Annotated in this window: 14 protein-coding genes; 9 read left to right on the top strand and 5 right to left on the bottom strand. The window is 64.8% G+C overall.

What is annotated here, in order from left to right:
* The 5 genes from AC6CDK_RS15255 to AC6CDK_RS15235 all read right to left on the bottom strand — a co-directional run.
* A partial coding sequence (locus AC6CDK_RS15255; RefSeq protein ID WP_496639901.1) for an asparagine synthase-related protein occupies positions 1–255 on the bottom strand: 255 nt, incomplete at its 3' end.
* Positions 256–318: 63 nt separating this feature from the next.
* Positions 319–1,242, bottom strand: coding sequence for a cysteine synthase A (gene cysK, locus AC6CDK_RS15250; protein ID WP_192905935.1), 924 nt, complete (start codon positions 1,240–1,242; stop codon positions 319–321).
* A gap of 20 nt (positions 1,243–1,262) precedes the next feature.
* The gene (locus AC6CDK_RS15245) at positions 1,263–1,727 is read right to left on the bottom strand and encodes an RrF2 family transcriptional regulator (protein ID WP_039642801.1); all 465 of its coding nucleotides are present in this window, start codon (positions 1,725–1,727) and stop codon (positions 1,263–1,265) included.
* 147 nt (positions 1,728–1,874) lie between these two features.
* Entirely contained in the window at positions 1,875–2,279 is a 405-nt protein-coding gene (locus tag AC6CDK_RS15240; RefSeq protein ID WP_039642799.1) for a cytochrome c3 family protein, read from the bottom strand.
* An 89-nt stretch (positions 2,280–2,368) separates the two neighbouring features.
* Positions 2,369–2,578: a hypothetical protein gene (locus tag AC6CDK_RS15235; RefSeq protein WP_039642797.1), complete on the bottom strand. Its 210-nt coding sequence runs from the start codon at positions 2,576–2,578 to the stop codon at positions 2,369–2,371.
* A 157-nt stretch (positions 2,579–2,735) separates the two neighbouring features.
* On the opposite strand from AC6CDK_RS15235, the gene dapF reads away from it, so the two are divergent.
* The 9 genes from dapF (at position 2,736) to pabB (ending at position 11,772) form a co-directional block, all read left to right on the top strand.
* Complete coding sequence (gene dapF / locus AC6CDK_RS15230; RefSeq protein ID WP_039642795.1) at positions 2,736–3,584, top strand: diaminopimelate epimerase; 849 nt, start codon at positions 2,736–2,738, stop codon at positions 3,582–3,584.
* A gap of 106 nt (positions 3,585–3,690) precedes the next feature.
* A complete protein-coding gene (locus AC6CDK_RS15225; protein WP_039642793.1) occupies positions 3,691–4,110 on the top strand; it encodes an HIT family protein in 420 nt (139 codons plus the stop codon).
* 4 nt (positions 4,111–4,114) lie between these two features.
* Positions 4,115–5,005 carry a deoxyribonuclease IV gene (locus AC6CDK_RS15220; RefSeq protein ID WP_039642791.1) on the top strand — a complete coding sequence of 297 codons (891 nt, stop codon included), beginning with the start codon at positions 4,115–4,117 and terminating at the stop codon, positions 5,003–5,005.
* Positions 4,993–5,817 carry a nitroreductase family protein gene (locus tag AC6CDK_RS15215; RefSeq protein WP_192905934.1) on the top strand — a complete coding sequence of 275 codons (825 nt, stop codon included), beginning with the start codon at positions 4,993–4,995 and terminating at the stop codon, positions 5,815–5,817. Before AC6CDK_RS15220 ends, AC6CDK_RS15215 begins: the two co-directional genes overlap by 13 nt.
* A 21-nt stretch (positions 5,818–5,838) precedes the next feature.
* A complete protein-coding gene (locus tag AC6CDK_RS15210; RefSeq protein ID WP_039642787.1) occupies positions 5,839–7,530 on the top strand; it encodes a potassium channel family protein in 1,692 nt (563 codons plus the stop codon).
* Positions 7,531–8,008: 478 nt separating this feature from the next.
* Positions 8,009–8,530, top strand: coding sequence for an O-acetyl-ADP-ribose deacetylase (locus tag AC6CDK_RS15205; protein ID WP_039642783.1), 522 nt, complete (start codon positions 8,009–8,011; stop codon positions 8,528–8,530).
* Positions 8,527–8,985 carry a D-aminoacyl-tRNA deacylase gene (gene dtd / locus AC6CDK_RS15200; protein WP_039642781.1) on the top strand — a complete coding sequence of 153 codons (459 nt, stop codon included), beginning with the start codon at positions 8,527–8,529 and terminating at the stop codon, positions 8,983–8,985. The genes AC6CDK_RS15205 and dtd overlap by 4 nt, the downstream gene beginning before the upstream one ends.
* A 142-nt stretch (positions 8,986–9,127) precedes the next feature.
* On the top strand, positions 9,128–9,985 hold the full coding sequence (locus AC6CDK_RS15195; RefSeq protein WP_039642779.1) for a TIGR02757 family protein: 858 nt from the start codon (positions 9,128–9,130) through the stop codon (positions 9,983–9,985).
* A complete protein-coding gene (gene pabB, locus AC6CDK_RS15190) occupies positions 9,982–11,772 on the top strand; it encodes an aminodeoxychorismate synthase component I (RefSeq protein ID WP_192905933.1) in 1,791 nt (596 codons plus the stop codon). Before AC6CDK_RS15195 ends, pabB begins: the two co-directional genes overlap by 4 nt.
* Positions 11,773–11,844: the final 72 nt, after the last annotated feature.

Raw genomic sequence — 11,844 nt, 5'->3', positions numbered from 1 at the left:
AATTTCAAGTTCATTGGACTCCACCACCACCTGCCTGGCCCCCATTGACCGGGCAAGCCCGACAGCCTCCCGGAACTCCGATTCCGGATAGGTGGGCGACGTGGCGGTGAACGCAACGGCCTTGTCGCCCAGCAGGTCGTGGGCCACCCTGAGCAGGAACGTGGAATCGACCCCTCCGGAAAAGGCGACGAGCACCGACCCCATCTCCCGGAGGATGGCCTTGAGTTGTTCATATTTCAGATGCGTTTGTTCCATCGGACACCTCAAAAAAAACGCCCCGTGAGGGGCGTTGCGGTTGAATCGGACGAGGAGCGGCGATCAGTCGAACACCCCGGTGGAAAGGTACCGCTCGCCGGTGTCGCACAGGATCGTTACCACGTTCTTGCCCGGCCCGAGCTTGGCAGCCACCTGAAGGGCGGCGAAGACGTTGGCACCTGAGGAGATGCCGACGAGGATGCCCTCCTCGCGGGCCAAGTCGCGCACGGTGGCATAGGCATCGTCGTTGGAAACGGTGATGATCTCGTCATACACCTTGGTATTGAGCACATCGGGAACGAAGCCGGCTCCGATTCCCTGGATCTTGTGGGGACCGGGCTGGCCTCCCGAAAGAACCGGCGAATCCGCCGGCTCCACCGCCACCACCCGCACCGAGGAGTTATGCTTCCTGAGCACTTCGCCAACGCCGGTGATGGTGCCGCCGGTGCCCACCCCCGCCACGAAGGCGTCGATGGTCGTGCCGGGCAGGCCGTCCACGATCTCCGGCCCCGTGGTCCGGCGATGGATTTCCGGGTTTGCCGGGTTCTTGAACTGGTGCATCATCACGTGCCCCGGTTGGGCCGCCAGCTCCTCCGCCTTCATGACGGCCCCGCGCATCCCCTGGGCGCCGGGGGTGAGGATCAGCTCGGCGCCGTACGCCGCCAACAGCCGCCGCCGCTCCACGGTCATGGTGTCGGGCATGGTCAGGATGAGCTTGTATCCCTTGACCGCGCAGATCATGGACAGGCCGATGCCCGTATTGCCGCTGGTGGGCTCCACCACCGTGGCGCCCGGCTTGAGGGTGCCGTCGCGCTCGGCGGCCTCGATCATGGCGAGGCAGATACGGTCCTTGATGCTGCCGCCGGGGTTGAAGAATTCCGCCTTGCCGAATACGGCTGCCGAACCCTTCCGCTCAAGCGCTGCCAGCCTCAGGAGAGGGGTATTGCCGATCTGCTCGATTACCTTGTCGCTGGTTAATAGCGGCATGAATGTCTCCTTCCCGCACGTCAGATAAAGTACATGAACCGGTGATCCTGCTCCCGCTTGACCCCCATCTGCTGTCCCCGGTCACACAGATCCTTGACCGTGAAGCCCGAGAAGAAATCAAGGAGCTTCGCACCCGCTTCGCACCAGAGCTCCTGGGTCACGCAGGTCCCGTCAAAGTTACACTCCGTCTTCTTTTTTCTCTTGCTGGTGCACTCGACCAGATTGATATCGCGCTCGGTGGCGAGAAGCACATCGGCGACCGTGATCTCTTCCGGCTTCTTGGCCAGACAGTATCCCCCCTGGGGGCCCCGCTTGCTCTTGAGGATGCCGGCCCGCTTGAGCCCCTGGAAGATCTGCTCCAGATAACGGGGCGAAATACCCTGGCGCCGGGATATGTCCTGCACCTGCGCCGGCAGGGACCCCGAATTGTACGCGATGTCGAAAATTGCCCGAAGCCCGTAGCGGCTTTTCGTCGAGAGCTTCATAATTCCCCCTTCGCCTTAGTGTCTACGTGATGCCAACTATACGTTCTGCTACCTACCCTGTCAAGAACGCAAATCAATAAGCCACAACATTCCCGTAAATAATTGCAGTTAAATCGACACGTGGAGTGACTACGGGGCAGGGGAGAATTACTTGAGGTGGCAGGCCAGGCAGAGGCGGCTCTCGTTCATTTCGATCACCAACTGGTGCCGGCCGGGGTTGTGGAGGTCATGGCAGGAGATGCAGACCATCGTGCCGTTGATGAAGCGAATGCCCGCCCCTTTCAGTTCCTCCGCCGACCGGAACGATTGCTCCTTTCCCCTGGGGGGATAGGGACGATTGACGGGGTGGGCCGACGACAGGGCGCATGCACCGAGGCAGTAGCCGACATCCGTGGCGATCTGGCCGTCGTGGCAGGAAAGGCAGTCTTCGGTGGCACCTGCCGCATCGACGACCTGGCCAAAATGGGAAACGGTTTCGGCGTAAAGGAACGGCGCCCGGGACAACATCGTCCAGAGCGCCGTCAGGCAAACGAGAAGGGTACGTACCGCCATCGCTGGCCACCTCCGGGTGGGGAATGCCGCATAGCGTCAATCGTACCACGAAAGAAAAACAGCGCAACAAGCTGACAGATCGAAAGAATTTACCACGTGATATTCGGCGGCTCCACCTTCTCCACCACAACGATCTCCGCGTTCCTGACCTCGAACACAAACCCGAGCGAATTCGTCCAGCGATCCCCTTCTTCCAGGGGGATCGGTACGTCCCGGCGACCGAGCCACACCTCTTCGTCGCCGATATAGGCGAACCAGTCCAGGTTGCCCGTCATCCAGATCTTATTCTTCAGTTCCATTGAATATCCTCCGCAATCGTTTCGGCAATCATAGCGAATCCCCTCGCAAGGGGTCAAGGGACGCGGGATTTTTTCTTGTTGGCGAACGTCGTTTCTGCTATTTCTAAAGGAATTTTCGCGACATTGCCACTTATACCAACGAGAGGGATGAGTTATCATGAAATTCACCAAAATGCATGGGGCCGGCAACGACTACGTCTACGTCAACTGCTTCGAGGAGTCCGTGGGGGACCCCGGGCAGACGGCCATCAAGGTTTCCAACCGCAACTTCGGCATCGGCTCCGACGGGCTCATCCTGATCATGCCCTCCGACAAGGCCGACGTCCGGATGCGCATGTTCAACTCCGACGGGTCAGAGTCCGAGATGTGCGGCAACGGCATCCGCTGCGTGGCCAAGTACGCCTACGACCACGGCATCGTGACCAAGAAGGAGATCACCGCCGAGACCGGCGCGGGCATCCTGACGCTCCAGCTCTTCACCGGGGCCGACGGCAGGGTTGACCGGGTCCGCGTCAACATGGGCACGCCGCGCCTCACCCGTGCGGAAATCCCCATGATGGGCGACCCGGCCGACGGCCAGGTGGTCAACCAGCCCCTGAACATCCTTCACACCACCTTCAACATCACCTGCGTTTCCATGGGGAACCCCCACTGCGTCATCTTCGTGGATGACGTGGAGAGCTTCCAGGTGGAAAAGTACGGCCCCCTCATCGAGAACCACGAGATGTTCCCCCGCCGCACGAATGTCGAATTCGTCCAGATCATCTCCCGCACCGAAGTGCGGCAGCGGACCTGGGAGCGGGGCGCCGGCGAGACCCTGGCCTGCGGCACCGGCGCCAGCGCCGTCTGCGTGGCCGGAGCCCTCAACGGCCTCACCGACAAAAAGATCCTCAACCACCTCTCCGGCGGCGACCTGGAGCTGGAGTGGGCCGAGGACGGCTTCCTCTACATGACCGGCCCGGCCACCGAGGTGTTCAGCGGCGAAATCGACCTCGGCGCGCTGTAGCAGGCGCTGCCGGCACCACCCAGGGGCCGGCGGCGGTCCGGTCCATGCCGGGCCGCCGCCGGCCTTTCGTCTATCAGGCTGAGGCAAACGCCATGGAGGATCTCCCATGCCGCCATCCTGCCCCATGTGCACCAAGTGGCTCGATGAGCCCGAGCTTCGCATTGCGGAGCTGGGACATACCCGCGTCATGCTCAATCGCGACCAGTTCTTTCCCGGCTACACCTTTGTCTTCACCCGGGAGCACGTGACTGAGCTGTTCCATCTTTCCCCGCCGGTCCGCCAGGGGGTCATGGAAGAGGTGACGGCCGTTGCCGCGGCCCTGTTCGACCTGTTCCAGCCCGCCAAGATGAACTACGAGCTGCTCGGCAACATGGTGCCGCACATGCACTGGCACCTGGTGCCCCGTTTCGCCACGGACCCCCTGTGGCCCCGCCCCATCTGGAGCGAGCCCCATGGGGAAACCCTGCTCGCACCGGATGAGTACGCCGGGCGGATCGCGCTGATCCGGGACAGGCTCGGTCTCTAGGCCCATGAAAGACTATCTCGGCGCGCACATGTCCATTGCCGGCGGGATCCACAAGGCCCCGGCCCGGGGAACCCGGGTCGGCTGCGGCGTGATCCAGGTCTTCACCCAGAACTCCAACCAGTGGCGGGGGAAAATGCCCACCGACGGGGAGGCGGCCCTGTTCCGCGAGCAGTGGGAAGCCGCGGGCCTGCACGAGATCGTCGCCCATGACATCTACCTCATCAACCTGGCGGCCCCGCCGGGCGAGACCCGGGACAAGAGCTTCGCGGCCTTCCGGGAGGAGATGGAGCGCTGCGCCCGCCTCGGCATCGGCATGATCGTTATGCACCCGGGCGCCCACCTGGGCGACGGGGAAGAGACCGGCATCCGGCGCATCTGCGAGGCATTCGACCGCCTGATCCCCGCGGTTCCCGAGTTCGCCGGCGTGATCCTGCTGGAAACCACCGCGGGCCAGGGCACCAGCCTGGGCCACACCTTCGAGCACCTGGCTGCCATCATCGCCGGGACCGCGTTTCCCGACCGCTTCGCAGTCTGTTTCGACACCTGCCACGCCTTTGCCGCCGGCTACGACTTCACCACCGGCGAAGGGTACCGGCGCGTCTTCGCCGAGTTCGATCGGCTGGTCGGCCTGGACCGTCTCCGGTGCTTCCACCTGAACGATTCCCGGAAGGGACTCAACTCCCGGGTGGACCGGCACGAGCATATCGGCCGGGGGATGCTGGGGCTGGAGCCGTTCCGGCTCCTCATGAACGATGGCCGCTTCACGACGGTGCCCAAGATTCTCGAAACGCCCAAAGGGGATGACGACGAGTTCGACGTCATGAACCTGAACACGCTCCGGGGATTGGCCCGCCGGCACACGACAAAGGAAAGAACCGAACCATGCCCGAACTGATCGTAACCGACGCCGCCTGTACCCGCTGCGGCGCCTGCGTCTCCGTCTGCCCTCTCCGCATCGTCGAGCTGCCCGAGGAAAACCTGCCGTCCCGCTTCACCGAAGAGGGAGCCGGGCGCTGCATCATCTGTGGCCACTGCGAGGCGGTCTGCCCCACGGCAGCACTGGTCGTGGACGATCCGCGCCTGGACCCGGCCGTCTACCCGCCGCCGATGGCTCCCCTTGCCCCGGAAGAGCTCGATGCGTACCTGCGGATGCGGCGGTCGATCCGCCATTTCCGGCCGGAGCCTGTCCCCCGGGAAGCCATCGAGGGGTTGCTGGACGTGGTCCGCTACGCCCCCACCGGCAGCAACGGCCAGCGGGTCAGGTGGCTGATCATCCACGATACCGCCGAGGTGCGGCGGCTGACCGGGCTGGTGGTGGACTGGCTCCGCTCCCAGCAGGAGGGCGACACCCCCCTGAGCCGGCACTTCAACATTGCCGCCATGATCCGCTCCTGGCGCAAGGGGAACGACCCCATCTGCCGCAACGCCCCGCACCTGGCCATTGCCTACACCGACCGGCGCCATCCCACGGTAGCGGTGGATGCCGTCATTGCCGCAACCCACCTGGACATCCTGGCACCCGCCCACGGGGTGGGCACCTGCTGGGCCGGCTTCTTTCAGATGGCCGCCGAGGCATGGGAGCCCCTGCAGCGGGCCCTCGCCCTCCCCGAGGGGCACCACGCCGGCTACACCCTCCTGCTGGGCTACCCGGCCGTTTCCTATCGCCGCCCTCCCCGGCGCAACCGGCTGGCCGTGGATTGGCGCTGAGAACGCGAGGAGAGGTATTCCATGAAAGTACTCGCCTCCGAACTGGCCTATTTCCTGAGGGGCCGCGCCAGGCAGAACCTGAAGGTCCTGCTCCTGTACTGCACCTTCCTCTTTGCCTTGCTTCTGACCTACGCGTCCATCTTCCGCTACCTGATGTGGCACCTCGAAGGGCGCGAATACTCCTTCATGGCAGGGATTTACTGGACTGTCACGGTGATGACCACCCTGGGGTTCGGCGACATTACCTTCCAGAGCGATGCCGGGTACCTGTTCGCCTCAATCGTCACCATTTCGGGGGTGATCTTTCTCCTGATCATCCTCCCCTTCGGCTTTGTCAGCATGTTTCTGGCCCCCTGGATCGAACGGCGCCTCCGCTACCGACCCACCATCGAGCTGCCGGACGACACCAGGGGGCACATCCTCATCTTCGGCATCGACCCCATCACCCGGACCCTGATCCGCAAGCTGGAGAGCCGCAATCTCCTCTTCGTCGTGGTAACGGACAACTACGAACAGGCCCTGCACCTGGAAGAACAGGAGGGATTCAAGGTGGTCTTCGGCTCGCCCACCGATGCCCACGTCCTGACCGGCCTACGGGTGGCAGCGGCCCGGAGCATCATCGCCAACCTGAGCGACCCGGACAATGCCAACCTGTGCCTCACTGTCCGCTCCCTCTGCCAGACACCCATCATTGCCGTGGCCAATGAGCCGGTGCACGGGGAACTGCTCCGGCTGGCCGGTGCGAACCAGGTCATCCCCCTGACCAGAATCCTCGGCCGCTACCTGGGCATCCGGGCCACCACCTGCGGTGCGCTGGCCCATATCCTCGACTCCTTCGGCAACCTGCAGATCGCCGAACTGGCCGTCCACGGCACCCCCTTCGCCGGCAAAACCATCGGAGAATCGGGGATTCGCCAGCGGACGGGGCTTTCAATCATCGGCGTCTGGGAGCGGGGCAGCCTCACCACCCCGCAGCGGGATACGGTCCTGACCGAACAGTCGCTCCTGGTGCTGGCCGGCACCAAGAGCCAGTTGGCCACCCTGGAATACCTGATTGGCGAGGCGCCGGAAGACGAACTGATCTTCATCATCGGCCACGGTCGCATCGGCTGTGCCGCCGCAGCCTTCCTCGACCGCAAGCCGGTTCCCTTCATCCTGATCGACCGCCAGGAGAGCCCCGTTTGCAACGATCACGCCGTGGTCTACGGCGACGCCACCGTTGGCCAGACCCTCAGGCAGGCGGGCATCGACCGCGCCAGCGGCATCATCGTCACCACCAATGACGACAGCACCAACATCTTCCTCACCCTGGCCTGCCGGCACCTCCACTCCCACACCCGCATCGTGGCCCGCGCCAACAGCGAAGAGAACGTTGACCAGCTCTACGCGGCCGGCGCCGACTTCGTCGTCTCCAATGCGTCCGTGGGAGCCAACATCCTGGGCAACCTGCTGGAGCACAAGGAATCGGCCTTTCTCTCCGAGGGGATGGCCGTCTTCCGGCGAGCGCTCCCCCCCGGCATGGCCGGAAAGAGCATCGCCGACAGCCGGCTACGCCCCCTCACCGGCTGCTCCATCGTGGCCATTGAGGCTATCGGCAAGACCGACATCCTCATTTCGCCGCCACCGGAGACCATCCTCGAAGAAGGAGTCAGACTCATCCTGATCGGCACGTCGGAACAGGAAAAGGCCTTCGACAAAACCACCGCCGACTGATCACCCCCCGCAACGCGCAAACGCCCCGCTGTGGAACCTGGAAACCCCTTCTTCCGGATCTGCTCCGCTCCAGAATCCGCCTGAAGCACTACAGTCTCCGTACTGAGCAGACGTATATCGAATGGGCGAAGTGCTACATCCTCTTTCACAGCAAGCACCACCCCGCCGGGACGGGAAAAGGGCGCCTGCGGGTCAAGAATGTGGATTTCGAGCGGCGCAACATCATCGTCCGGGAGGAGAAGTGGGCCAAGGACCGGGTCACGATGCTCCCCCGGCCGGTTGCGTTGCCGCTGCGGGAACACCTGACGGCGGTCAAGCGGCTCCATGGCGAGGAGCTCCTGGGCCACAAGGACGTGCAGACGACGATGATTTACACCCCATGTGCTGAACCGGGGCGGCAAAGGGGTGGAAAGTCCGCTGGACCGGTTGTAATATTGTGGGGCTCACGAAGAACTCTGACCGGTACGGAGGGACGGCCATGAAGGAAAAAATAGACATCATTCCCGGCGACATCACGAAGTTGGCGGTGGACGCCATTGTGAACGCGGCCAACAATTCGCTCCTGGGCGGGGGCGGAGTGGACGGGGCCATCCATCGGGTCGCGGGGCCGGAGCTGCTGGCGGAGTGCCGGACCCTGAACGGCTGCGCCACCGGGGATGCCAAAATAACCGCGGGGTACCGACTGCCGGCGAAGCACGTGATCCACACGGTGGGGCCGGTGTGGCACGGCGGCGCCAAGGGGGAGCCGGAGCTGCTTCGGAGCTGCTACCGCCGCTCGTTCGAGGTGGCCCACGGGGCCGGTCTCAGGTCCATCGCCTTCCCGGCCATCAGTTGCGGGGTCTACGGCTACCCCCTGGATGAGGCGTGCTCCATCGCCCTGGAAGAGACGAAGGCGGCCCTGGAGCGCTACCCGGAGCTGGAGCGGGTGATCTTCACCCCCTTCGGCGCGGAGGCGGAGGCGGCCTACCGGGCTGCCCTCGCACGGGTGTTCGGCCCATGAAGGCGGTGATCCAGCGGGTGAGCGAGGCCCGGGTGGACGTGGACGGGGCAACGGTGGGAGCCATCGGCCGGGGGATTCTGGTTCTTCTCGGGGTGGAGAAGGGGGATACGGAGCGGGACGCGGCCTGGCTGGCGGAGAAGATGGCGGGGCTGCGCATCTTCGAGGACGACGCAGGCAAGATGAATCTGTCGGTGCGGGAGGTGGAGGGATCGATCCTTGCCGTGTCCCAGTTCACCCTGGCGGGAAACTGCGCCAAGGGAAGGCGCCCGTCCTTCGACACGGCGGCCCCGCCGGATGAGGGAAAGCGGCTCTATGACCGGTTCGTCGATTTTATCCGGGAAACCGGCATCCCCACCGCCACCGGCATTTTCCAGGCGGACATGAAGGTGCACCTGGTAAACGACGGTCCGGTGACCTTCATCCTGGACACCAAAAGCCGGAGTTCCTCCACGTGATACCGGGAACGCAAATCGGACGGAGCGCGGCGCAGCTCTCCCGGCAGGGGGCCATCGTCCCTTTTTTTCTTCATGAAGACGATCACCCTGTGGTATACCATACGCCGTCCGAGTGTCCATCCCCGTCGGCCCTGGAGCCCCCGTGGAACTGAAAGCCGTCCTCGACAACCTTTACGCATCCCGCTCTCCCCGCCACCTGGCGAACGATCCCCTTTCCTTCTGCCACCGCTACGCCTCCCCGGCGGACCGGGAGATCGCGGGACTTCTGGCGTCATGCCTTGCCTACGGCAACGTGAAGATCATCCTCAGGAACCTGGCAACAGTCTTCGGGGCAGTGGGGCCGTCACCCCGGCGGTTCGTGGAGGAGTTCGAGCCGGAGGTCGGGATGCGGCTCTTTGCCGGCTTCAAGCACCGCTTCAACGACGGCCGTGACCTCTGCGCCCTTTTCCTGGCTGCCCGGACCATGATCGAGGAGGCCGACACCATCGGCGACTTCTTCCTGGGGTGCCACGACCCGGAGGCCGAAGACATCACCCCCTCCCTCACGGAGTTCAGCTCAGCGATCCTCGCCTTCGACTATTCCCCCGTCTTCGGCACCGCCGCCATCCCGGCCGATTCGGCCTTCCGTTTCTTCTTCCCCTCCCCGGCCTCGGGCAGTGCCTGCAAGCGGCTGTGCATGTTCCTGCGCTGGATGGTGCGTCCCGACGACGGCATCGACCTGGGACTCTGGAAGGAGGTCTCGCCGGCACGGCTCGTGATCCCGGTGGACACCCACATCCACCGCATCGCCCGCAACCTGGGGCTCACCGCCCGGCGGCAGGCCGACTGGCGCACAGCCCGGGAGATCACGGCAGCGCTGCGGCGCCTCGATCCCGACGATCCGGTGAAGTACGACTTTTCCCTCTGCCACCTGGGAATCTCCGAGGGGTGCGACGGCACGGTGACCCCGCTTTGCGAGGCATGCCCGGTGGTAAAATGCTGCGCCGGAGACCTGTCATGAGCGGCACGCCCACGGTCATGCTCGCCTCCTTCGATGCCGAGCGGCACACGGCCTCGTACCGGTTCGAGGAGTTCGTGGAGGCGGTGACGGCCCTGACCCCTGCCCAGGTCGTGCCGGCCCTGCGCCGGGTGGAAGAGATGGTGGCCGGCGGGCTCCACGCAGCGGGGTTCGTCAGTTATGAGGCGGCGCCCGGCCTGGACGAATCCCTGACGACCCGCGAACCGGCGCCGGACACCCCCCTGGTCTGGTTCGGCCTGTTCCGCCGCCGCGTCGGCTTTGCGCCCCGGTTCCCCGAACATGAGGAGGATGTGTCCCCCGGCTACGAGACCTCCCAGTGGAGCGCCACGCTCCAGCGGGAGCCCTACCTGGAGTCTGTCGGTCGGATCAGGCAGTACATAACGGCCGGCGACTGCTATCAGGTCAACTTCACCTTCCGCCAGCAGTTCCGCTTCTCGGGCGATCCCCAGGCCTGGTTCCACGATCTCTGCCGGGCCCAGCGGGCCCCGTTCTGCGCCGTTATCGACACGGGCCCGCTCCGGGTCCTCTCCACCTCGCCCGAACTGTTCTTCGACCTGCGCCAGGAGACCCTCACCTGCCGCCCCATGAAGGGGACCGCCCGCAGGGGACGCTGGCGGGCCGAAGACGAGGAGTTGCGCGCGGGCCTTGCCGCCAGCGAGAAGGAGCGGGCCGAGAACCTGATGATCGTCGACCTGCTGCGCAACGACATGGGGATGGTGGCGGAAACGGGTTCGGTGCGGGTGGAGTCGCTCTTTGACGTGGAGAGCCTCGAAACGCTCCACCAGATGACCTCCACCATCACGGCCCGGCCACGGGCCGGGGTCGGCCTCGCCGAGCTCTTCGGGGCGCTCTTTCCCTGCGGCTCGGTGACCGGAGCGCCCAAGCGGCGGAGCATGAATATCATCCGGGAGTTGGAGGACTCGCCCCGGGGGATCTACACCGGCGCCATCGGCTATGTCTCACCGGCCGCCCAGGGGGCTCCTACTCCCTTTGAGGCGACGTTCAGCGTGGCCATCAGGACCGCGGTCCTCGACGCGGCATCGGGTCAAGGCCAACTGGGCATCGGCAGCGGTGTGACCATCGGCTCGACCCCATCGTCGGAATACGACGAATGTCTGGCAAAAAGCCGCTTTGCACAGATGCGTATCCCCGATTTCCAGTTGGTGGAGACACTGCTCCACGAGGAAGGAGCGGGATTTTTCCTGCTGGAACGCCACCTGGCGCGACTCTATCGATCAGCCGCCCATTTCGGGATCCCGCTCCGGCTCGGCAGCCTTCAGCAGGTCCTGACCCGTCGGGCAGCGCTCATGGAGGGCCGGCAAAGGGTACGCGTCCTGGTGAACCGGCGGGGGGCGTTCACCATCCAGGAATCGCCGCTGGCCGAAGCATCCTGCCCGGAACCGGCCCCTGTCTGCTTTGCGGCCACGGCAGTTGACCCGGCCGATCAGTTCCTCTACCACAAGACCACCTACCGCCCTCTCTACCGGCACGAGCTGGCAGCGGCGCCCCACTGCGCAGACGTCATCTTCGTGAACAGGCACGGTGAAGTGACCGAGGGAACCACGGCCAACCTGGCCGCCCGCATCGACGGGGAGATGGTCACCCCTCCCCTTGCCGCCGGCATCCTGCCCGGCACCTTCCGGGAGGAGCTTCTGGCCGAGGGGGCCATCCGCGAACGGTCCATCTCGCGGGAGGAGCTCGAGCACTGCCGGGAAATCTATCTCATCAACTCGGTCCGCCGCTGGCGGCCGGTTTCTCTCCTCCCCTGACCGCGACGCACCGGGCTCCGTGAGGCAACAAAAAAAGGGGAACGCATCCATCGATGCCGTTCCCCCGTACCT

It is taken from the genome of Geobacter sp. PheSNFMC, assembly GCF_059620965.1.
This window is presented reverse-complemented; position numbering and strand designations above follow the sequence as displayed.

Excerpts from the sequence above, each read along its gene's own strand:
- cysK (WP_192905935.1), bottom strand. The coding sequence starts at position 1,242 with ATGCCGCTATTAACCAGCGACAAGGTAATCGAGCAGATCGGCAATACC.
- AC6CDK_RS15245 (WP_039642801.1), bottom strand. The coding sequence starts at position 1,727 with ATGAAGCTCTCGACGAAAAGCCGCTACGGGCTTCGGGCAATTTTCGAC.
- AC6CDK_RS15240 (WP_039642799.1), bottom strand. The coding sequence starts at position 2,279 with ATGGCGGTACGTACCCTTCTCGTTTGCCTGACGGCGCTCTGGACGATG.
- AC6CDK_RS15235 (WP_039642797.1), bottom strand. The coding sequence starts at position 2,578 with ATGGAACTGAAGAATAAGATCTGGATGACGGGCAACCTGGACTGGTTC.
- dapF (WP_039642795.1), top strand. The coding sequence starts at position 2,736 with ATGAAATTCACCAAAATGCATGGGGCCGGCAACGACTACGTCTACGTC.
- AC6CDK_RS15225 (WP_039642793.1), top strand. The coding sequence starts at position 3,691 with ATGCCGCCATCCTGCCCCATGTGCACCAAGTGGCTCGATGAGCCCGAG.
- AC6CDK_RS15220 (WP_039642791.1), top strand. The coding sequence starts at position 4,115 with ATGAAAGACTATCTCGGCGCGCACATGTCCATTGCCGGCGGGATCCAC.
- AC6CDK_RS15215 (WP_192905934.1), top strand. The coding sequence starts at position 4,993 with ATGCCCGAACTGATCGTAACCGACGCCGCCTGTACCCGCTGCGGCGCC.
- AC6CDK_RS15210 (WP_039642787.1), top strand. The coding sequence starts at position 5,839 with ATGAAAGTACTCGCCTCCGAACTGGCCTATTTCCTGAGGGGCCGCGCC.
- AC6CDK_RS15205 (WP_039642783.1), top strand. The coding sequence starts at position 8,009 with ATGAAGGAAAAAATAGACATCATTCCCGGCGACATCACGAAGTTGGCG.
- dtd (WP_039642781.1), top strand. The coding sequence starts at position 8,527 with ATGAAGGCGGTGATCCAGCGGGTGAGCGAGGCCCGGGTGGACGTGGAC.
- pabB (WP_192905933.1), top strand. The coding sequence starts at position 9,982 with ATGAGCGGCACGCCCACGGTCATGCTCGCCTCCTTCGATGCCGAGCGG.